The sequence below is a fragment of the Pseudomonas sp. NPDC087804 genome (assembly GCF_044742965.1).
Lineage (GTDB): Bacteria > Pseudomonadota > Gammaproteobacteria > Pseudomonadales > Pseudomonadaceae > Aquipseudomonas > Aquipseudomonas rustica.
In genome coordinates this window covers 174,224-194,760 of the sequence record NZ_JBIUVN010000005.1, presented here as the reverse complement: position 1 = coordinate 194,760, position 20,537 = coordinate 174,224, and the positions used below count along the sequence as shown (strand labels likewise).

The window sequence follows — 20,537 nt, the reverse complement described above, 5'->3', positions numbered from 1 at the left end:
ACCTATGAGCGAGTTGTTGTCCTCAGTCAGTGATCACCTGTTGGCACCGGGCGGCGTGACCATCGAGAGCCTGCAAGGCGTACTCGGCGATCTGGCCGGCCCGGGCATCGATGCCGCCGACCTGTATTTCCAGGGACAGATCTCCGAGTCCTGGGCGCTGGAAGATGGCATCGTCAAGGAAGGCAGCTTCAACCTCGATCAGGGCGTTGGCGTGCGCGCGCAATCCGGTGAGAAAACCGGTTTCGCCTACAGCAACGCGATCACTCTCGAAGCTCTCGGCGCTGCGGCCCGTGCTGCGCGTTCGATCTCCCGTGCCGGGCAAAACGGCACGGTGCAGGCGTTCACCAGCCAAGACGTCGCTCAGTTGTACGCGCCGGATAACCCGTTGGAAGTGCTGAGCCGCGCCGAGAAAGTCGAGTTGCTCAAGAGCATCGATGTCGCGACTCGCGCGCTAGATCCGCGTATCCAGCAAGTCAGCGTGAGCATGGCCGGTGTCTGGGAACGGATTCTGGTCGCGTCCACCGACGGCGGTCTGGCGGCGGATGTGCGCCCTTTGGTGCGTTTCAACGTCAGCGTGATCGTTGAGCAGAATGGTCGTCGCGAGCGCGGCGGGCATGGCGGCGGCGGGCGTACCGACTACCGTTATTTCCTCGCCGAAGACCGCGCCATGGGCTACGCCCGTGAAGCGTTGCGTCAGGCGCTGGTGAATCTGGAAGCGATCCCTGCGCCGGCCGGTACTTTTCCGGTGGTGTTGGGTTCGGGCTGGTCTGGCGTGCTGTTGCACGAAGCCGTCGGCCACGGTCTGGAAGGCGATTTCAACCGCAAGGGCAGTTCGGCTTACAGCGGGCGCATGGGCGAAATGGTTGCCTCGAAGCTTTGCACCATCGTCGATGACGGCACCTTGAGCGGCCGTCGTGGTTCGCTGAGTGTCGACGACGAAGGCACGCCGACCGAGTGCACCACGCTGATCGAAAACGGCGTGCTCAAGGGTTACATGCAGGACAAGCTCAATGCGCGTCTGATGGGCGTGGCCCGCACCGGTAATGGTCGTCGTGAATCCTACGCACACCTGCCGATGCCTCGGATGACCAACACCTACATGCTCGGTGGCGAAAGCGATCCGGCGGAAATCATCGCGTCGGTGAAGAAGGGCATCTACTGCGCCAACCTCGGCGGCGGTCAGGTCGACATCACCAGCGGCAAGTTTGTGTTCTCCACCAGCGAGGCGTATCTGATCGAAGACGGCAAGATCACCGCGCCGGTCAAAGGCGCGACGTTGATCGGCAACGGCCCTGAGGCGATGAGCCGGGTGTCGATGGTCGGTAACGATCTGGCGCTGGACAGCGGTGTGGGCACGTGCGGCAAGGATGGGCAGTCGGTGCCGGTGGGCGTGGGTCAGCCGACGCTGAAAATCGATGCGATCACCGTCGGTGGCACGGGCGCATAAGAAACGTGTGTAGGAGCTGCCGCAGGCTGCGATCTTTTGATCTTTAAAAAGCAAAGATCGCAGCCTTCGGCAGCTCCTACAAGGATGAGATCAACGCAGACCGCGTTGAGTCTCGTCCAGCTCACGAATGTACTTGAAGATCTTGCGGCTGGAAGCAGGAGGTTTGTTTTGCGCAACCTCGTGCTGAGCCTGACGGATCAGGGAACGCAATTGCTGGCGGTCGGCGTCCGGGTACTCGACGACGAATTTTTCCAGCACGGCATCGTCGCCCGCGATCAGGCGATCGCGCCAGCGTTCCAGGTTATGGAAACGCTCGTTGTATTGGCGAGTGGAGGCATCGAGTTGATCGAGCAAGGTCAGAATCGCGTCAGTGTCCTGGTCGCGCATCAGTTTGCCGATGAACTGCAAATGCCGTTTCCGCGCGATATTCGCGGTGTGCTTGGGCGCATCGGCCAAGGCCCGGCGCATGGCGTCGGTCAGTGGCAGTTTTGCGATCAAGTCAGGCTTGAGTGTTGTAAGGCGCTCGCCAAGGTCAACCAGAGCATGCAGCTCGCGTTTGACCTGAGATTTGCTTTTTTCTCCCGTATCGAGGGAGTCGTCGTAAGAATCAACCATGGTGGCAGTCCGCAAAGAAACGCCGCCATGATAACCAGTCGGGGGCCGCGTGTCCGGCCCGGTCGCTCGATGGCCCCAGCCGAAAGCAGAATTTGAGTGGAGATGAGCATGAGTGCAGTTGAAAGCGTCGGCCCGCAGGCATTGCCGGCACTGCAGGAACAGGTCGAGCAGATCATCGCCGAAGCCAAACGTCAGGGCGCCAGCGCCTGTGAAGTCGCGGTATCGCTGGAGCAGGGCTTGTCCACTTCCGTGCGTCAGCGCGAAGTCGAAACAGTCGAATTCAACCGCGATCAGGGGTTTGGCATCACGCTGTACGTCGGTCAGCGCAAAGGCTCGGCCAGCACGTCAGCCACCGGGCCAGAAGCGATTCGCGAAACTGTCGCGGCGGCGTTGGCGATTGCCAAGCATACCTCTGAAGACGAAGCCTCGGGCCTGGCCGATGCCGCGCTGATGGCCAAGGATTTGAAGGATTTTGATCTGTTCCACGAATGGGACATCACCCCGGAGCAGGCGATCGAGAAGGCGCTGATCTGCGAAGCGGCGGCGTTCGATGCCGATGCGCGGATCAAGAATGCCGATGGCACCACCCTCAGCACTCACCAAGGCTGCCGCGTTTATGGCAACAGCCACGGTTTTATTGGTGGTTACGCGTCGACCCGACACAGCCTGAGCTGCGTAATGATTGCTGAGGCCGACGGCCAGATGCAGCGCGATTATTGGTATGACGTCAGCCGTCAGGGCAGTCTGCTGGCGGATCCGGTGAGCATTGGTCAGCGTGCGGCGCAGCGGGCCGCGAGCCGTTTGGGCGCGCGTCCGGTGCCAACCTGTGAAGTGCCGGTGCTGTTTTCCGCAGAACTGGCAGGTGGCTTGTTCGGCAGTTTCCTCTCGGCGATTTCCGGCGGCAGCCTGTATCGCAAATCGTCGTTCCTCGAAGGCACGCTGGGGCAGAAGCTGTTCCCGGAATGGCTGACCATCGATGAGCGTCCACACCTGATGCGCGCCATGGGCAGTTCGGCCTATGACGGCGATGGTCTGGCGACGTACGCCAAACCGTTCGTCGAAAAGGGCGAATTGGTCTCGTACATCCTCGGCACGTATTCCGGGCGCAAACTCGGTATGCCGAGTACGGCGAACGCCGGCGGCGTGCACAACTTGTTCGTCACCCATGGCGACGAAGATCAGGCGGCGCTGTTGAAGCGCATGGGCCGTGGTCTGTTGGTCACCGAATTGATGGGCCATGGCTTGAACATGGTCACCGGTGACTATTCGCGCGGCGCGGCGGGTTTCTGGGTCGAGAACGGCGAAATCCAGTTCGCGGTGCAGGAAGTGACCATCGCCGGCAACATGCGCGACATGTTCAAGCAGATCGTCGCGGTGGGTAATGACCTGGAACTGCGCAGCAACATTCGCACGGGTTCGGTATTGATCGAACGGATGACCGTCGCGGGCAGCTAAACCGCAACCGTCACAAAAAAAGGCGCGCCATCCAACCGGATGGCGCGCCTTTTTCATGCCTGCCCTGTAGGAGCTGCCGCAGGCTGCGATCTTTTGATTTTGCTTTGAAAGACAAGATCAAAAGATCGCAGCCTGCGGCAGCTCCTACACAGGTGCTCTTGTTTTGGTTCTCATTATCATCTAATAATAAATCTCATTATCGGATGAGCCCCGGATCATGAGTTATGCCTTGCACGAGCAGCCGTACCTCGAAAGCTGGCGCTGGATGAGTCGCCAGATCCGTTGCGCGATGGATCCTGACGAACCGCGCCTGATCGAACATTACCTGGCCGAGGGCCGGTACCTGTCTTGTTGCACCGCGACCTCACCCTGGACGGTCGCCGAAACCTCCTTCCGTTTGCTGCTCGACACCGCCATGGACATCGCGTTGCCGTGGCACTGGCGCAGCCTCTGTCTCGATCAAGCCTGGCGCCCGCTGCGTGAAATGGAGCGCCTGTCCCTGTGCAAATGCCGGCTCAAACGCTGGCAGCGCTACACCTGGCAGCTCGCCACTTGCGAGTTGCTTCCCTCGATTCCTCTCATTGAATTAGTCCAAGGATTTACCGATGACCCAGACACGTATTGAGCGCGACAGCATGGGCGAACTGCAGGTGCCGGTGGACGCTCTCTACGGCGCGCAGACCCAGCGCGCAGTGGATAACTTCCCGATCAGCGGCAAACCGATGCCCAAGCAATTCATCCGCGCGTTGATCCTCGCCAAAGCCGCCGCCGCCCGCGCCAACGTTGAGCTGAACCAGATCAGCGCCGCTCAAGGCAAAGCCATCAGCGACGCCGCGCAAGGCCTGCTCGAAGGCGACTTCATGCAGCATTTTCCGGTGGATATTTTCCAGACCGGCTCCGGCACCAGCTCCAACATGAACGCCAACGAAGTGATTGCCACCTTGGCCAGTCGCCTGATCGGCGAGCCGGTCAACGCCAACGATCACGTCAACTGCGGCCAGAGCAGCAACGACATCATTCCGACCACCATCCACGTCAGCGCCGCGCTGGCCCTGCACGAACAACTGCTGCCGGCGCTGCTGCACCTGGTGCAAGTGATCGAACACAAAGCCGGGCAAGTGCATCACCACGTCAAAACCGGCCGTACGCATTTGATGGACGCGATGCCGGTGCGCATGAGCCAGGTGCTCAACGGCTGGGCGCAGCAGCTCAAGGCCAACATCGCTCATCTGCAGGATTTGTTGCCGAGCCTGCAATCCCTCGCGCAGGGCGGCACAGCGGTCGGCACCGGGATCAACGCACATCCTGAGTTCGCCGCGCGTTTCAGCCGTCAGTTGAGCCAATTGACCGACGTGCAATTCACCCCGGGCAAAGACTTGTTCGCGCTGATCGGTTCGCAAGACACCGCTGTCGCCGTCTCCGGCCAACTCAAAGCCATCGCCGTCACTTTGATGAAAGTCGCCAATGACCTGCGCTGGATGAACTCCGGCCCGCTCGCCGGCCTCGGTGAAATCGAACTGGAAGCTCTGCAACCGGGCTCGTCGATCATGCCGGGCAAGGTCAATCCGGTGATTCCGGAAGCCACCGCCATGGTCGCCGCGCAGGTGATCGGCAACGATTCGGTGATCACCATCGCCGGCCAGTCGGGCAACTTCGAATTGAACGTGATGCTGCCGATCATCGCGCAGAACCTGTTGAGCAGCATCGAATTGCTGGCCAATGCCAGCCGCCTGCTCGGCGACAAAGCCATCGCCAGCTTCAAGGTCAACGAATCGCGCTTGAAAGAAGCGTTGTCGCGCAACCCGATTCTGGTCACTGCACTCAACCCGATCATCGGTTACCAGAAAGCCGCCGAAATCGCCAAGCAGGCTTACAAAGAAGGCCGTCCGGTGATCGACGTCGCCCTGGAACATACCGATTTGTCACGCAGCCAACTGGAAGAGTTACTCAATCCCGAGAAACTCACCGCCGGCGGCGTGTAAACCCCGCAACCGCTTTGGAGGCTCACCATGGAGCACTGGAAACGCACGATCGAACGGGCCAATCGCTGCTTCATGCTGGGCGAACTGATCGACGCCCGTGAGGCTTACCTGCAAGCCCTGGCCTTGGCGCAAGTGTTGTTCGAACGCTGGGCGGACGCCGACGAAGCGGTGGCGGCTTGCGTCATCTCTCACCACAACCTGGCGGATTTGCACCTGCGCCTGAATCAGCCGGAGGAGAGCGCCGAATACCTCTGCGCCATCCATCAACGGCTGTTGCAAACCATGCAGGACGAACGCCAGCGCCTGGCATTGCGTGAAGCGGCGCTGCGCCAGAGCAGCAAGACCTACGTCGAGCTGCTGAATTTCATCAGCGAACACGGCGAGTACCCGCGCACTCAACGCCTGCTGCACCCGGATACCGGCAATGCGCGCCGCGCGCCTGCCCCACATCACCATGGAGTCCATTGAAATGGCTTTTACCTTGCCTGCCTTGCCTTACGCCTACGACGCCCTCGAACCGCACATCGATGCGCAGACCATGGAGATTCACTACACCAAGCATCACCAGACTTACATCAACAACCTCAACGCGGCGGTAGAAGGCACTGAATACGCCGAGTGGCCGGTGGAAAAACTAGTCGCCAGCGTTAAGGATCTGCCGGAAAAACTTCGCGCGGCGGTGATCAATCAGGGCGGCGGTCACGCCAACCACTCGCTGTTCTGGGAAGTGATGGTGCCAAGCGGCGGCGGCAAGCCGGACGGCGCGCTGGCCAAAGCCATCGATGAGCAATTGGGCGGCCTCGACAGCTTCAAGGAAGCCTTCACCAAAGCCGCACTGACCCGTTTCGGCAGCGGCTGGGCCTGGCTCAGCGTGACCCCGGAGAAAAAACTGATCGTGGAAAGCAGCGGCAACCAGGACAGCCCGCTGATGAACGGCAACACGCCGATTCTCGGTCTCGACGTCTGGGAGCACGCCTACTACCTGCGCTACCAGAACCGTCGCCCGGAATACATCAATGCGTTCTACAACGTGATCAATTGGCCGGAAGTTGCTGCGCGCTATCAGGCCGCACTGGTTTAAGTCATCTATAAAAACAATCCAAGGCTGACTATGGGCACTGAAACACTGGCGATCGGAAGTGGGCGTATGTTTCGTTACGCAGTGGGATCGCTATTGCTGTTGGCGGGCATAACCTTGCTGGTTGCCCACGGACTGGCGTGGCTGAACCTCGAACCGAGGCTGTTGCGGGCGTTGCAGGGTGGTGCGATCTGCGCGCTCGGCACGGCGCTTGGTGCGGTGCCGGTGCTGGTGATTCGGCGCATGCCGCAGGCACTCAGCGATACGTTGCTGGGGTTTGGTGCCGGGGTGATGCTGGCGGCGACGGCGTTTTCGCTGATCGTGCCGGGCATCGCCGCTGCTGAGAGTCTTGGCCTGACGCCGTGGGGCGCCAGTGGCCTGATCTGCTTTGGCATCATGCTCGGTGCGTTCGGGTTGTATCTGGTTGATCTCAAAGTCTCGGGCGCGTCCCCGGAAATGCTCGTCGGCACTGTCGATCGCCCAGTGATTCCGCCACGGATCTGGTTGTTCGTGTTCGCCATCATTGCCCATAACATCCCTGAAGGCATGGCCGTCGGTGTGTCTGCCGGTGGCGGCATGCCGGACGCGGACAGCCTGGCCATGGGCATCGCTTTGCAGGATGTGCCGGAAGGTCTGGTGATTGCGTTGGTATTGGCCGGGGCGGGGATGTCGCGGGTCAAAGCGTTTTTGATCGGCGCGGCGTCTGGACTGGTTGAACCGGTGTTTGCGCTGTTGTGCGCGTGGCTGGTCAGTCTTGCGCAGGTGTTGTTGCCGTTAGGCTTGGCGCTGGCGGCCGGGGCGATGTTGCTGGTGGTGACCCACGAAGTGATCCCCGAGTCGCGACGCAATGGTCATGACAAACTGGCCAGTCTTGGCTTGTTGAGCGGGTTTTGTTTGATGATGGTGATGGATACCGCATTAGGTTGAAGATCAAAAGATCGCAGCCTTCGGCAGCTCCTACAGGGATATGTGCGCCGCGGGTAACCGTAATTGCCCCTTCCAATGTAGGAGCTGCCGCAGGCTGCGATCTTTTGCTTTTGACTTTCAACCACCCTCGTCAAAGTAGTTGTTGATCAACGCCACCAGCGCATCCAGCGCTTCCTGTTCCTGATGCCCTTCAGTACTCAAATAGATCTTGGTGCCCTTGCCAGCCGCCAGCATCATCATTGCCATGATGCTTTTGCCATCAACCGTCGTCTCCGGCGTGCGACCCACTCTGATCGTGCAATCCGGATACTGCCCGGCCACGCCAACGAACTTGGCCGATGCGCGGGCATGCAGGCCCAGTTTGTTGATGATTTCGATTTCCAGAGCAGGCATCGCGGTGTGAATCCTTTAAGTGAGGTCGCGGTGGCGAACCTGGACGTTCTTCAGGGTTTTCTGCAGGGCCTGACCCAGACGTTCGGTCAGGTAGACGGAGCGGTGATGCCCGCCGGTGCAGCCAATGGCAATGGTGACGTAGGCACGGTTGCTCGCCGCGAAGCGTGGCAGCCATTTGTGCAGATAGGTGAAGATGTCCTGAAACATTTCTTCGACGTCAGGCTGCGCTGCCAGATATTCAGCCACCGGCGCATCGAGCCCTGATTGCGCACGCAGTTCCGGCTTCCAGTACGGGTTGGGCAGGCAGCGCACATCAAACACCAGATCGGCATCCACCGGCATGCCGCGCTTGAAGCCGAATGACTCAACCAGATACGCCGTGCCCGGCTCTGGCTGATTCAGCAGGCGCAGCTTGATGGTGTCGCGCAACTGGTACAGGTTCAGACTGGTGGTGTTGATCTTCAGATCAGCCAGGTCGGCGATCGGGCCGAGCAGGGCGGTTTCATCCTGAATCGCCTCGGCCAGCGAGCGATTGGCATTGCTCAGCGGGTGGCGGCGGCGGGTTTCCGAGAAACGCTTGAGCAGGGTTTCCTCGTCGGCGTCCAGGTACAACACATCGCATTGAATGTGCCGGCTACGGACGACTTCGAGCAATTCGGGAAAGCGTGACAAATGGCTTGGCAGGTTGCGCGCGTCAATCGATACGGCGACCAGCGGTTGCGCCAGCTCGGTGTGAATCAGCGCGCGTTCGGCCAGTTCCGGCAGTAAACCCGCCGGCAGGTTGTCGATGCTGTAATAACCGTTGTCCTCAAGGACATCCAGTGCGGTGCTTTTACCCGAGCCGGAACGGCCACTGACGATGATCAAACGCATGATTACTGCCCGTTTTGCTCGTCCAGTACGACCTGGTACAAGGCTTCGTTGCTCGGAGCGCTGCGCAGTTTATCGCGCACATCCTTGCGATCCAGCATGCTGGCGATCTGGCGCAGTAATTCCAGGTGCGCATCGGTGGCGGCTTCCGGGACCAGCAGAACAAACAGCAGGTCAACCGGCGCGCCGTCGATGGCGTCGAAATCGATAGGGGCTTGAAGGTGCATCAACGCGCTGATTGGCGTTACACAACCTTTCAGGCGGCAATGGGGAATGGCGATGCCGTTGCCAAAACCGGTCGAGCCGAGTTTTTCACGGGCAATCAGAGCCTCGAAGACATCTTGCATCTCCAGATCCGGCACTTCGCGGGCGATCAGGTTGGCAATTTGTTCGAGGGCTTTCTTTTTACTGCCGCCCGGCACGTTCACGAGGGAACGGCCGGGGGTCAGGATACTTTCAAGTCGGATCATGGAATGGGGGGTTATCGACCGGTCGCGCCCTGGAGGAGGCTCTGGGTCTTTTCCTTATGCTTTTTGAGTTGGCGATCCAGCTTGTCGGTCAGTGAGTCGATCGCAGCGTACATATCAGTATCTTCTGCGTTGGCGACCACTTCGCTGCCGGGAATATGCAAGGTGGCTTCGATTTTCTGCTTCAGCTTTTCGACACACATCGTGACTTGCACGTTGGTGATCTTGTCGAAATGTCGCTCCAGTCGTTGGAGTTTTTCCTCGATGTAGGAACGCAGAGGTTGGGTCACTTCCAGTTGGTGTCCACTGATGTTGACTTGCATACAGCTTCTCCTTCGTTGCCAGTGCATAAAGCGGCAGGCCGGATAGCCTGCCACTGGAACGCTGTAACGTGGCTTACATCAACCGCTTGCGTTCGCTCGAAGGCGCGATCCCGAGGGATTCGCGGTACTTGGCGACGGTGCGGCGCGCCACCTGAATGCCTTGTGCCTCCAGTAAACCAGCGATCTTGCTGTCACTCAACGGCTTTTTCTGATTTTCCGCGGCAACCAGTTTTTTGATGATCGCGCGGATCGCCGTGGACGAGCATTCACCGCCTTCAGAGGTGCTGACGTGGCTGGAGAAAAAGTATTTCAGTTCATAAATACCGCGTGGGGTATGCATGAATTTCTGCGTGGTCACCCGGGAAATCGTTGATTCGTGCATGCCCACCGCTTCGGCGATGTCGTGCAGCACCAGCGGCTTCATGGCTTCGTCGCCGTACTCCAGAAAACCGCGCTGATGCTCGACGATCTGGGTGGCAACTTTCATCAGGGTTTCGTTGCGGCTCTGCAGGCTCTTGATGAACCAGCGGGCTTCCTGCAACTGATTGCGCATGAAGGTGTTGTCGGCGCTGGTGTCGGCGCGACGGACGAAACCGGCGTACTGCGCGTTGACGCGCAGGCGTGGCATGGATTCCTGATTCAGCTCGACCAGCCAGCGCTCATTGTCCTTGCGCACGATGACGTCAGGGACGACGTATTCGGCTTCGGTGGATTCGATCTGCGAGCCCGGACGCGGATTGAGGCTTTGTACCAGTTCGATGACCTGGCGCAGCTCGTCTTCCTTGAGCTTCATGCGGCGCATCAACTGGCTGTAATCACGGCTGCCGAGCAGATCGATGTAATCGCTGACCAGACGTTTGGCTTCCGCCAGCCAAGGCGTCTTGGCCGACAGCTGACGCAATTGCAGCAGCAGGCATTCGCTGAGGTTGCGCGCGCCGATACCGGCCGGTTCAAATTGTTGAATGCGGTGCAGGACGGCTTCGATCTCGTCCAGTTCGATGTCCAGTTCCGGATCGAACGCCTCGAGAATTTCTTCGAGGGTTTCGTCCAGGTAGCCCTGATTGTTGATGCAATCGATCAGGGTCACGGCGATCAGGCGATCGGTGTCGGACATCGGTGCGAGGTTGAGTTGCCACAGCAAGTGGCTTTGCAGGCTTTCGCCGGCGGAGGTGCGGGTGGTGAAATCCCACTCGTCATCATCGCTGCTGGGCAGGCTGCTGGCGCTGGTCTGGTAAACGTCTTCCCAGGCAGTGTCGACCGGAAGTTCGTTGGGGATGCGTTCGTTCCATTCGCCGTCTTCGAGGTTATCGACGGTCGGTGCGGCTTCCTGATAGGAAGGTTCCTGGATCTCGGTGGGCTTCTGTTCGGCGTTGTCGGCCATGGGATCCGAGTTGTCGAAGTCGTCGCCTTCTTCCTGGCGTTCGAGCATCGGATTGGATTCCAGAGCCTCCTGGATTTCCTGTTGCAGATCCAGGGTCGACAATTGGAGCAGGCGGATGGCCTGTTGCAGCTGCGGTGTCATCGTCAGCTGCTGGCCCATTCTCTAGACAGCGATGGTTTCATGGCAGGGGCTTAACACCTTATTCGCCGGCGCTATGCGCCATCCACTACAGGGCGCCGAAGCGCCAAACTTAAGCAAATTATATGCCTGAAACTGAAGTGTTTGCCTAGAGCGCTGTAACAATTAAGCGTATTAAATCCAGCTTGAATCGATACAGCACTCCGGCTGCGCACCGGGCACTGTGACGCTTACAGGCGGAACTCGTGACCCAGATACACTTCCTTGACCAGTTCGTTGGCCAGGATGGTTTCGGCGTCACCCTCGGCGATCAGTTGACCGTCGTTGACGATGTAAGCGGTTTCGCAGATATCCAGCGTCTCGCGGACGTTGTGGTCGGTGATCAGAACACCGATGCCCTTGGCCTTGAGGTGGTGGATGATCTGCTTGATGTCGCCGACCGAGATCGGGTCGACACCGGCGAACGGTTCGTCAAGCAGGATGAATTTTGGTGCGGTGGCCAGCGCGCGAGCGATTTCCACCCGGCGGCGTTCACCACCGGACAGGCTCATGCCGAGGTTGTCGCGGATGTGCGTGATGTGGAATTCCTGCAACAGGCTTTCCAGCTCTTTGCGGCGACCGGCCTTGTCGAGTTCCTGACGGGTCTCGAGGATGGCCATGATGTTGTCGGCCACCGACAGTTTGCGGAAGATCGACGCTTCTTGCGGCAGATAGCCGATACCGGCCTTGGCACGACCGTGCATTGGCTGGTGGCTGACGTCCAGATCGTCGATCAGCACACGGCCCTGATCGGCCTGTACCAAACCCACGATCATGTAGAAGCAGGTGGTTTTACCGGCACCGTTCGGGCCGAGCAAACCAACAATCTGGCCGCTGTCGATCGACAGGCTGACATCACGCACGACCTGGCGGCTTTTATAGGCCTTGGCCAGGTGCTGAGCTTTCAGAGTTGCCATTACTGGGTCTTCTCGTCGGTTTTCTTCTTCGGCTGGATCACCATGTCGATGCGCGGACGCGATTCGGTGACTTTGCTGCCGGTAGCGCGACCGGCGCTGGCCAGTTTCTTCACGGTGTCATAGACGATTTTCTCGCCCTGAGTCGTGTTGTTGTCCTTGTCGACGACCTTGGCCTTGTCGATCAGCACGACGCGGTTTTGCGCGGCGTGGTACTGAATCGTCACGCCCCAGCCCTGTACAGGCTTGGCGTCACCCTGGGTTTGCAGTTGCTCGAAGTAGGCAAGGTTGCCCACCGACGTTACAACGTCGATATCGCCGGCTGGCGTGCGGGTGATAGTCACCGTATTGCCTTTAACGATCATCGAACCCTGGGTGATGATCACATCACCTTTATAGGTGGCGATGCCGTTCTTGTCGTCCAGTTGGGCGTCGTCGGCCTGAATACGGATAGGTTGCTGCTGATCGTTCGGCAGAGCCCAGGCGCTCACGCTTCCCAGTGCTGCGCCCAGACTGAGCAAAATAGGGAGGGTTTTAACGAGCCTCATACTGTCCTCTTACGTTCGATAGCAGGTGTATCCTGCTTTCCTTCAGGTACGCTTTCATGCCAACGCCGGTTGATACACCGCCAGCGCCGTCGATTCTAACGGGTTGCTCGGTCTGCGCATATTGCTCCTGAGGGAACACGGTCATGCGCGTGGAAGTGACCAGCAGGTCGCGGTTTTGTTCGTCAGTGCGTTTGATACGCACCGAGTCAATCAATTCTACTTGTGTACCGCCCGGATTCACTTCGCCGCGCTCGCTGGTCACGTGCCACGGAAAGTCGGTGCCGCGGTACATGTTCAGGTCGGGTTTGGTGACCAGAACAATGTCGGTTGCCTTGACGTGCTCGGCTTTGTCCGACGTCATTTCATACTGCACGCCGCCATCCGGCAGGTATTGCAGAGTGTGCGTGTTGGTCGCGTACCAGTCGATCGGGTTTTCCTCGGTCGTCACTGGCGGCTTGTCGAGAAAGCGTTCCGGGCTGATGTTCCAGTAGCCGACCGCAGCAAACAGCGCAGCGATGCAGCCAAACAGCAGGAAGGTGCGAAATTTTTTGCTGAACATGGTTTGGCTCACAGGTACGCGGCGTTGGCCGCATCGAGGCGGCCCTGGGCGCGCAGGATCAATTCGCAGAATTCGCGGGCAGCACCTTCGCCGCCTCGGGCCCGGGTCACGCCATGGGCGTGTTCGCGGACGAAATCAGCAGCGTTGGCAACCGCCATGCCCAGGCCTACGCGGCGGATCACCGGCAGGTCAGGAAGGTCGTCACCGAGGTAGGCGACCTGTTCATAGCTTAGGCCCAGTTGTTCAAGTAGACCGTCGAGAACCACCAATTTGTCTTCACGCCCCTGAAAAAGGTGCGGGATGCCCAGATTTTTCGCCCGACGTTCAACCACTGGTGTCTTTCGACCGCTGATGATGGCGGTTTGCACGCCAGCGTTCATCAACATTTTGATGCCCTGACCGTCGAGGGTGTTAAACGTCTTGAATTCGCTGCCGTCTTCAAGGAAGTACAGGCGGCCATCGGTGAGGACGCCATCGACGTCGAACACCGCCAGTTTGATCGCTTTGCCGCGTTGCAGCAGATCGTTGCTCATTACATGACTCCTGCGCGCAGCAGATCGGAGAGGTTGAAGGCGCCAATCGGGCTATCATCCTCATCGACGACTACCAATGCGTTGATTCGGTGGTCTTCCATGATTTTCAGCGCTTCGGCGGCGAGCATGTCGGGCCGGGCGGTTTTGCCGTGAGCGGTCATCACCTGGTCGATGGTCGCGCTGCGGATGTCGATGCTGCGATCCAGCGTGCGGCGCAAATCGCCGTCGGTGAAGATCCCGGCGAGTTTGCCGTCGGCTTCAACAATGGCGGTCATGCCCAGACCCTTGCGGGTCATTTCCATCAAGGCGTCTTTGAGCAGGGTGCCGCGTTGTACTTGCGGCAGCTCCTGGCCGGCGTGCATGACGTTTTCGACTTTCAGCAACAGACGACGGCCCAATGCGCCACCAGGATGGGAAAACGCGAAATCTTCAGCGGTAAAACCGCGAGCTTCGAGCAGCGCCACCGCCAGGGCATCGCCCATGACCAGTGCAGCCGTCGTCGACGAGGTCGGTGCCAGGTTGAGCGGGCAGGCTTCGTGCTCGACGTGAACGTTGAGATTGACCTCGGCAGCCTTGGCCAGCGGCGATTGTGGATTGCCGGTGACGCTGATCAACTGGATGCCCAGGCGTTTGATCAACGGCAGCAGGGTGACGATTTCGTTGGTCGAGCCGGAGTTCGACAGGGCCAGAATCACGTCATCACGAGTGATCATGCCCATGTCGCCATGGCTGGCTTCGGCCGGATGTACGAAGAATGCAGGGGTGCCGGTGCTGGCCAGGGTGGCGGCAATCTTGTTGCCGATGTGCCCGGATTTGCCCATGCCGACCACGACTACACGGCCCTTACTGGCCAGAATCATCTCGCAAGCGCGTACGAAATCGGCGTCGATATGGGGCAGCAAGCCTTGAACGGCTTCCACTTCGAGGCGGATGGTGCGTTGTGCCGATTGAATCAGGTCGCTGGTTTGGCTCATGTCAGAAATCGTATAGCCCGATGAAAAGGCGGCGATTATAGCGGTTATGTGGCAAAGCCTCACGCAAGTTCGTCGTGCTTTGTCATTCGCCGTAACTAAAAGCCCGAAAAAGCGTCTGTAACCCTGTCATATCGTTGAACACGGCCCGGCACAAGCCTTGGGCGCGCGCCCTTTGCAGTGATATAGTTCGCCGCCAGTTCGGCCTGCCCGGGATGTATGTGCTTTTCCAGGAAAGCCTGGCGTCCGAGTGAGAGGCTGCATCGCAAGGAGTTTAGATGAGTGCCGATAACGCCTACGCGGTCGAGCTGAAGGGAGTCTCCTTCAAGCGCGGTGCGCGCAGCATTTTCAATAACGTCGATATCCGTATCCCGCGCGGCAAGGTCACCGGCATCATGGGGCCTTCCGGGTGTGGCAAGACCACGCTGCTGCGGTTGATGGGCGCACAATTGCGTCCCTCCAGCGGTGAGGTCTGGGTCAACGGTCAGAACCTGCCGAAGCTTTCGCGCAGCGATCTGTTCGACGCGCGCAAGCACATGGGTGTGCTGTTTCAGAGCGGCGCCCTGTTCACCGATCTCGATGTTTTCGAGAACGTCGCTTTTCCCCTGCGCGTTCATACCGAGTTGCCGGAAGAAATGATCCGCGACATCGTCCTGCTCAAATTGCAGGCGGTGGGTTTGCGCGGCGCCATCGAGCTGATGCCCGATGAGCTGTCCGGTGGCATGAAGCGTCGTGTTGCATTGGCCCGCGCCATTGCCCTCGATCCACAGATTCTCATGTATGACGAACCGTTCGTCGGTCAGGATCCAATCGCCATGGGCGTGTTGGTGCGCCTGATCCGTCTGCTCAACGATGCGCTGGGGATCACCAGTATCGTGGTTTCCCACGATCTGGCCGAGACCGCGAGCATCGCCGACTACATTTATGTGGTCGGTGATGGTCAGGTGTTGGGGCAGGGCACGCCGGACGAGTTGATGAACTCGGACGAGCCGCGTATCCGTCAGTTCATGACCGGCAACCCGGATGGCCCGGTGGCGTACCACTTTCCAGCGACGGATTACCGCGCAGATCTTCTGGGGAAGCGTTGATGCGCAGACTTTCATTAATAGAACGCGTACGCCGTTTCGGCGCAGCTGCGATCGACGCCATTGCGGTGTTCGGTCGGGCAACGTTGTTCCTGTTTCATGCCTTGCTGGGGCGTGGCGGTATCAGCGGTGGCTTCGGGCTGCTGGTCAAACAGCTGCATTCAGTCGGCGTGATGTCGCTGGTGATCATTGTTGTTTCCGGGATTTTCATCGGCATGGTGCTGGCGCTGCAGGGCTTCAGCATTCTGTCGAGCTACGGTTCGGAGCAGGCGGTCGGGCAGATGGTTGCGCTGACGTTGCTGCGTGAACTCGGCCCGGTCGTCACTGCTCTACTGTTCGCCGGGCGTGCCGGTTCTGCGCTGACTGCAGAAATCGGCAACATGAAATCCACCGAGCAGCTGTCCAGCCTGGAAATGATCGGCGTCGACCCGCTCAAGTACATCATTGCCCCGCGCCTGTGGGCCGGCTTCATTTCCCTGCCGGTGCTGGCGATGATTTTCAGCGTGGTGGGTATCTGGGGCGGTTCGTGGGTGGCTGTCGACTGGTTGGGCGTGTATGAAGGTTCCTACTGGGCGAACATGCAAAACAGCGTCAACTTCACCAGCGATGTGCTCAATGGCGTCATCAAGAGTGTAGTTTTTGCCTTTGTCGTCACCTGGATCGCCGTATTCCAAGGCTATGACTGCGAGCCCACTTCCGAGGGGATCAGTCGTGCCACCACCAAGACCGTGGTATTTGCCTCGCTGGCAGTGCTCGGCCTGGACTTTATTCTGACCGCTTTGATGTTTGGAGATTTCTGATGCAAAACCGCACCCTGGAAATCGGTGTCGGCCTGTTCCTGCTGGCAGGGATCCTGGCTTTGCTGCTGCTTGCACTGCGCGTCAGTGGTCTGTCTCCGACATCGACCACCGACACGTATAAACTTTATGCCTACTTTGACAATATCGCCGGTTTGACGGTCAGAGCCAAAGTGACCATGGCCGGTGTAACCATCGGCAAGGTCACGGCGATCGATCTGGATCGCGACAGCTTCACCGGTCGGGTGACCCTGCAAGTGGATAAAAAGGTCGACAACCTGCCGACTGACTCCACAGCGTCTATCCTGACCGCGGGTCTGCTGGGCGAGAAGTACATCGGTATCAGCGTCGGTGGCGAAGACAAGCCGCTGACAGATGGTGGAACCATCCACGACACGCAGTCGTCTCTGGTACTGGAAGACCTGATCGGTAAATTCCTGCTCAATACCGTTAGCAAAGATGCCAAATGAGGAGCTTTGAATGATCTCTATCTTGCGACGCAGTCTGTTGGTATTACTCGCGGCCCTGCCGTTGATGGGTAATGCCGTTGCTGCTGCGACTTCGGCACATGATCTGGTTCAGGACACAACCACCCGGTTGCTGGCCGACCTGGCTGCCAACAAAGAAAAGTACAAGCAGGATCCGAGCGATTTCTACACCGCGCTCAACACCATCGTCGGGCCGGTAGTGGACGCCGAGGGCATCTCCAAAAGCATCATGACGGTCAAGTATTCGCGCAAGGCCACCCCTGCGCAGATGAAGACCTTCGAAGAAAACTTCAAGAAAGGTCTGTTCCAGTTCTACGGCAACGCCTTGCTTGAATACAACAACCAGGGCATTACCGTCGATCCTGCCAAGGATGAGTCGGGCGATCGCACCAGTGTTGGCATGGTTGTGAAGGGCAGCAGCGGCGCGATCTATCCAGTGCAATACACGCTGGAGAAGATCAACGGCGAGTGGAAACTGCGCAACGTGATCATCAACGGCATCAACATTGGCAAACTGTTCCGTGACCAGTTCGCTGACGCGATGCAGCGCAATGGCAACGACCTCGACAAGACCATCAACGGTTGGGCGGGTGAAGTGGCCAAGGCCAAGGAATCCACCGAAAAGAACCCAGCGCAATGAATGAGGCAGCAGTTCGTATGAGTGATGTCGACGAGCTATTGCTCAGCGGAGTGCTGGATTACCGCACCGGCCCTGACTTGCGAAAGGAAGGGCAGGCGTTGATCAAGTCCAGCAAGGCGTCATCGCTGGTCATCGATTGTTCGGCAGTGAAGAAGTCCAGCAGCGTCGGCCTGTCGTTGCTGCTGTGCTTCATGCGCGATGCGCAAGCGGCTGGCAAGGCTGTGAGCATCCGCGCAATGCCCGAAGACATGCGCGAAATCGCTCAGGTCAGCGAACTGACCGAGCTGTTGGCGCATCCCTGAACCCGCATCTATAAAGAAGCCCCCCGTCAGAGTCCTGCCATGCGGGGTTCGCAGGCGCGGGGCTTTTTTGTATGATGTCCGACCCGTGCGCACAGGGCGCCGATTGAGGTTGAGCATGCAGGCCGTAGAAGTGAAGAGCTTCCTTGAAGGAAAGCTGCCCGGAACGTTGGTAGAAGTTGAGGGCGAAGGCTGCAATTTCCAGCTGAACGTGATTAGCGATGAACTGGCGGCGTTGAGCCCGGTGAAGCGTCAGCAGCAGATCTATGCCCATTTGAACCCATGGATCACCGATGGCAGCATCCATGCGGTCACTATGAAATTTTTCAGCAGCGCGGCCTGGGCCGAGCGCACCTGAGCCTAAGGGCGTCGAGATTCTTATGGATAAATTGATTATTACCGGTGGCGCTCGTCTTGATGGCGAGATCCGCATTTCCGGGGCAAAGAACTCTGCCCTGCCGATCCTGGCTGCCACGCTGCTGTGCGATGGCCCGGTGACCGTTGGCAACCTGCCGCACCTGCACGACATCACCACCATGATCGAGCTGTTCGGTCGCATGGGCATTGAGCCGGTGATCGACGAGAAACTCAGCGTCGAAATCGACCCGCGCACCATCAAGACCCTGATCGCCCCGTACGAACTGGTGAAAACCATGCGTGCGTCGATCCTGGTACTGGGCCCGATGGTTGCCCGTTTCGGTGAAGCCGAAGTCGCACTGCCTGGCGGTTGCGCCATCGGTTCGCGTCCAGTCGACCTGCACATCCGTGGTCTTGAAGCCATGGGCGCGGTCATCGACGTCGAAGGCGGCTACATCAAGGCCAAGGCGCCTGAAGGTGGCCTGCGCGGTGCAAGCTTCTTCTTCGATACCGTCAGTGTGACCGGTACCGAGAACATCATGATGGCTGCTGCTCTGGCCAAGGGCCGCAGCGTGTTGCAGAACGCCGCTCGCGAACCTGAAGTGGTTGACCTGGCGAACTTCCTCAACGCCATGGGCGCCAAGGTTTCCGGCGCCGGCACCGACACCATCACCATTGATGGCGTCGAGCGTCTGGGTTCGTGCTTCTACAAAGTCATGCCTGACCGTATCGAAACCGGCACCTACCTGGTCGCTGCTGCCGTGACTGGTGGCCGCGTCAAGGTCAAGGACACCGATCCGACCATCCTCGAAGCCGTTCTGGATAAACTCCGTGAAGCCGGCGCAGAAATCACCTGCGGTGAAGACTGGATCGAGCTGAACATGCACGGCAAGCGTCCGAAAGCCGTGAACGTGCGCACCGCGCCGTACCCGGCTTTCCCGACTGACATGCAGGCACAGTTCATCTCGCTCAACGCCATTGCCGAAGGCACCGGTGCGGTGATCGAGACGATCTTCGAAAACCGTTTCATGCACGTATACGAACTGCACCGCATGGGCGCCAAGATCCAGGTCGAAGGCAACACTGCCATCGTTACCGGTACTGAAGTACTCAAGGGCGCGCCAGTCATGGCCACTGACCTGCGTGCTTCGGCCAGTCTGGTGATCTCGGCTCTGGTTGCTGAAGGCGACACCCTGATCGACCGCATCTACCACATAGACCGTGGTTACGAGTGCATCGAAGAAAAACTGCAGATGCTGGGCGCCAAGATCCGTCGCGTTCCGGGCTGATTGCTGCACGTGGACACAGGGACGTGTCCGTTGAATTCGTTTTGAGTCGAGCCGGTTTCCGGCTCGATGTGTGTCCGGCGCCGATTGCGACCGGGCATGAGTACCTTGATAAGGACTGACGTTTCCCATGTTGACCATCGCACTGTCCAAGGGCCGCATCCTTGACGACACCCTGCCGCTTCTCGCCGAAGCGGGCATCGTGCCGACCGAGAATCCGGACAAGAGCCGCAAGCTGATTATTCCTACGACTCAGCCAGACGTACGTCTGCTGATCGTGCGCGCCACTGACGTGCCGACCTATGTCGAGCATGGCGCGGCCGACCTCGGCGTCGCCGGTAAAGACGTGTTGATGGAATACACCGGCCAGGGCCTGTACGAGCCACTGGATCTGCAAATCGCGCAGTGCAAACTGATGACCGCCGGCAAGATCGGTGCGCCAGAGCCCAAGGGCCGTCTGCGCGTGGCGACCAAGTTCGTCAACGTCGCCAAGCGTTATTACGCCGAGCAGGGCCGTCAGGTTGACATCATCAAGCTCTACGGCTCGATGGAGCTGGCACCGCTGATCGGTCTCGCCGACAAGATCATCGACGTCGTCGACACCGGCAACACCCTGCGCGCCAACGGTCTGGAACCTCAGGAACTGATCGCCACGATCAGCTCGCGCCTGGTGGTCAACAAGGCTTCGATGAAAATGCAACACGCCCGAATCCAGGCGTTGATCGACACCCTGCGCAATGCAGTGGAGTCTCGACACCGCGGCTGATTTACCTGTGCGACCTTGAGTCGCGCCCGTCTATCCGCCTCATAGCCAGAATCTCAGGTGCCCAAGCGGAAACGACTGCTAAGTTAGGGCGCCTGAGTTTTTGCCATTCCTATGAGGCTCTCGCTATGACCGCAACGACTGCAATTCGCCGACTCAACGCTGCTGACCCGGATTTCGCG

General features: G+C 59.1%; 25 protein-coding genes and 1 pseudogene. 15 read left to right on the top strand and 11 right to left on the bottom strand.

The features are described 5' to 3' along the window. Window positions 1-4 precede the first annotated feature (4 nt). The gene (gene tldD / locus ACIOMO_RS11855) at window positions 5-1,447 is read left to right on the top strand and encodes a metalloprotease TldD (RefSeq protein ID WP_008085093.1); all 1,443 of its coding nucleotides are present in this window, start codon (window positions 5-7) and stop codon (window positions 1,445-1,447) included. A gap of 90 nt (window positions 1,448-1,537) precedes the next feature. On the opposite strand, the gene yjgA is transcribed toward tldD, so the two are convergent. Then, window positions 1,538-2,062, bottom strand: a complete 525-nt coding sequence (yjgA, locus tag ACIOMO_RS11850; protein ID WP_007915377.1) for a ribosome biogenesis factor YjgA — start codon at window positions 2,060-2,062, stop codon at window positions 1,538-1,540. A 108-nt stretch (window positions 2,063-2,170) separates the two neighbouring features. On the opposite strand from yjgA, the gene pmbA reads away from it, so the two are divergent. From pmbA to ACIOMO_RS11820, 6 genes are all read left to right on the top strand, one after another. Beyond that, on the top strand, window positions 2,171-3,517 hold the full coding sequence (gene pmbA / locus ACIOMO_RS11845) for a metalloprotease PmbA (protein ID WP_053117090.1): 1,347 nt from the start codon (window positions 2,171-2,173) through the stop codon (window positions 3,515-3,517). A 217-nt stretch (window positions 3,518-3,734) separates the two neighbouring features. Continuing rightward, window positions 3,735-4,142, top strand: a complete 408-nt coding sequence (locus ACIOMO_RS11840; RefSeq protein ID WP_401240791.1) for a FagA protein — start codon at window positions 3,735-3,737, stop codon at window positions 4,140-4,142. Next, on the top strand, window positions 4,123-5,499 hold the full coding sequence (locus ACIOMO_RS11835; protein ID WP_401240788.1) for a class II fumarate hydratase: 1,377 nt from the start codon (window positions 4,123-4,125) through the stop codon (window positions 5,497-5,499). Before ACIOMO_RS11840 ends, ACIOMO_RS11835 begins: the two co-directional genes overlap by 20 nt. Before the next feature lie 27 nt (window positions 5,500-5,526). Further along, a complete protein-coding gene (locus ACIOMO_RS11830; protein ID WP_016984162.1) occupies window positions 5,527-5,967 on the top strand; it encodes a hypothetical protein in 441 nt (146 codons plus the stop codon). A 1-nt stretch (window position 5,968) separates the two neighbouring features. Next, a complete protein-coding gene (locus ACIOMO_RS11825; protein ID WP_053117092.1) occupies window positions 5,969-6,580 on the top strand; it encodes a superoxide dismutase in 612 nt (203 codons plus the stop codon). 30 nt (window positions 6,581-6,610) lie between these two features. Further along, on the top strand, window positions 6,611-7,504 hold the full coding sequence (locus tag ACIOMO_RS11820) for a ZIP family metal transporter (protein ID WP_401240786.1): 894 nt from the start codon (window positions 6,611-6,613) through the stop codon (window positions 7,502-7,504). 117 nt (window positions 7,505-7,621) lie between these two features. Here the strand turns inward: ACIOMO_RS11820 and ACIOMO_RS11815 are convergent, their stop codons facing one another. The 10 genes and pseudogenes from ACIOMO_RS11815 to ACIOMO_RS11770 form a co-directional block, all read right to left on the bottom strand. Continuing rightward, on the bottom strand, window positions 7,622-7,897 hold the full coding sequence (locus tag ACIOMO_RS11815; RefSeq protein WP_008085079.1) for an HPr family phosphocarrier protein: 276 nt from the start codon (window positions 7,895-7,897) through the stop codon (window positions 7,622-7,624). A 15-nt stretch (window positions 7,898-7,912) separates the two neighbouring features. Next, window positions 7,913-8,770, bottom strand: a complete 858-nt coding sequence (gene rapZ, locus ACIOMO_RS11810) for an RNase adapter RapZ (protein ID WP_401240783.1) — start codon at window positions 8,768-8,770, stop codon at window positions 7,913-7,915. A 2-nt stretch (window positions 8,771-8,772) separates the two neighbouring features. Then, window positions 8,773-9,237, bottom strand: a complete 465-nt coding sequence (gene ptsN, locus ACIOMO_RS11805) for a PTS IIA-like nitrogen regulatory protein PtsN (protein ID WP_053117095.1) — start codon at window positions 9,235-9,237, stop codon at window positions 8,773-8,775. An 11-nt stretch (window positions 9,238-9,248) separates the two neighbouring features. Then, entirely contained in the window at window positions 9,249-9,557 is a 309-nt protein-coding gene (gene hpf, locus ACIOMO_RS11800; RefSeq protein WP_007912419.1) for a ribosome hibernation-promoting factor, HPF/YfiA family, read from the bottom strand. A 73-nt stretch (window positions 9,558-9,630) separates the two neighbouring features. Beyond that, a pseudogene (locus tag ACIOMO_RS11795) lies at window positions 9,631-11,120 on the bottom strand (RNA polymerase factor sigma-54). A 186-nt stretch (window positions 11,121-11,306) separates the two neighbouring features. Beyond that, window positions 11,307-12,032 carry an LPS export ABC transporter ATP-binding protein gene (lptB, locus tag ACIOMO_RS11790; protein ID WP_053117097.1) on the bottom strand — a complete coding sequence of 242 codons (726 nt, stop codon included), beginning with the start codon at window positions 12,030-12,032 and terminating at the stop codon, window positions 11,307-11,309. Continuing rightward, entirely contained in the window at window positions 12,032-12,577 is a 546-nt protein-coding gene (lptA, locus tag ACIOMO_RS11785) for a lipopolysaccharide transport periplasmic protein LptA (RefSeq protein ID WP_053117099.1), read from the bottom strand. The genes lptB and lptA overlap by 1 nt, the downstream gene beginning before the upstream one ends. After that, on the bottom strand, window positions 12,564-13,136 hold the full coding sequence (gene lptC / locus ACIOMO_RS11780) for an LPS export ABC transporter periplasmic protein LptC (RefSeq protein ID WP_053117101.1): 573 nt from the start codon (window positions 13,134-13,136) through the stop codon (window positions 12,564-12,566). The genes lptA and lptC overlap by 14 nt, the downstream gene beginning before the upstream one ends. 8 nt (window positions 13,137-13,144) lie before the next feature. Continuing rightward, window positions 13,145-13,669: an HAD family hydrolase gene (locus tag ACIOMO_RS11775; RefSeq protein WP_095119477.1), complete on the bottom strand. Its 525-nt coding sequence runs from the start codon at window positions 13,667-13,669 to the stop codon at window positions 13,145-13,147. Then, window positions 13,669-14,643, bottom strand: a complete 975-nt coding sequence (locus ACIOMO_RS11770; RefSeq protein ID WP_401240777.1) for a KpsF/GutQ family sugar-phosphate isomerase — start codon at window positions 14,641-14,643, stop codon at window positions 13,669-13,671. The genes ACIOMO_RS11775 and ACIOMO_RS11770 overlap by 1 nt, the downstream gene beginning before the upstream one ends. 275 nt (window positions 14,644-14,918) lie before the next feature. Between ACIOMO_RS11770 and ACIOMO_RS11765 the strand changes: the two genes are divergently transcribed. The 8 genes from ACIOMO_RS11765 (at window position 14,919) to hisG (ending at window position 20,358) form a co-directional block, all read left to right on the top strand. Beyond that, window positions 14,919-15,728, top strand: coding sequence for an ATP-binding cassette domain-containing protein (locus ACIOMO_RS11765; RefSeq protein WP_053117107.1), 810 nt, complete (start codon window positions 14,919-14,921; stop codon window positions 15,726-15,728). Continuing rightward, entirely contained in the window at window positions 15,728-16,525 is a 798-nt protein-coding gene (mlaE, locus tag ACIOMO_RS11760; RefSeq protein WP_053117109.1) for a lipid asymmetry maintenance ABC transporter permease subunit MlaE, read from the top strand. Before ACIOMO_RS11765 ends, mlaE begins: the two co-directional genes overlap by 1 nt. Continuing rightward, entirely contained in the window at window positions 16,525-16,992 is a 468-nt protein-coding gene (gene mlaD, locus ACIOMO_RS11755) for an outer membrane lipid asymmetry maintenance protein MlaD (RefSeq protein ID WP_053117111.1), read from the top strand. Before mlaE ends, mlaD begins: the two co-directional genes overlap by 1 nt. A 10-nt stretch (window positions 16,993-17,002) precedes the next feature. Next, window positions 17,003-17,650 (top strand): phospholipid-binding protein MlaC, encoded by a 648-nt coding sequence (locus ACIOMO_RS11750; RefSeq protein ID WP_053117113.1) that lies wholly within the window; start codon window positions 17,003-17,005, stop codon window positions 17,648-17,650. After that, the gene (locus tag ACIOMO_RS11745) at window positions 17,647-17,952 is read left to right on the top strand and encodes a lipid asymmetry maintenance protein MlaB (protein WP_053117115.1); all 306 of its coding nucleotides are present in this window, start codon (window positions 17,647-17,649) and stop codon (window positions 17,950-17,952) included. The genes ACIOMO_RS11750 and ACIOMO_RS11745 overlap by 4 nt, the downstream gene beginning before the upstream one ends. A gap of 115 nt (window positions 17,953-18,067) precedes the next feature. Continuing rightward, a complete protein-coding gene (locus tag ACIOMO_RS11740; protein WP_007912386.1) occupies window positions 18,068-18,307 on the top strand; it encodes a BolA family protein in 240 nt (79 codons plus the stop codon). Between the two features lie 22 nt (window positions 18,308-18,329). After that, window positions 18,330-19,595: a UDP-N-acetylglucosamine 1-carboxyvinyltransferase gene (gene murA, locus ACIOMO_RS11735; RefSeq protein WP_053117117.1), complete on the top strand. Its 1,266-nt coding sequence runs from the start codon at window positions 18,330-18,332 to the stop codon at window positions 19,593-19,595. 127 nt (window positions 19,596-19,722) lie between these two features. Next, on the top strand, window positions 19,723-20,358 hold the full coding sequence (gene hisG / locus ACIOMO_RS11730; RefSeq protein ID WP_053117119.1) for an ATP phosphoribosyltransferase: 636 nt from the start codon (window positions 19,723-19,725) through the stop codon (window positions 20,356-20,358). Window positions 20,359-20,537 lie beyond the last annotated feature (179 nt).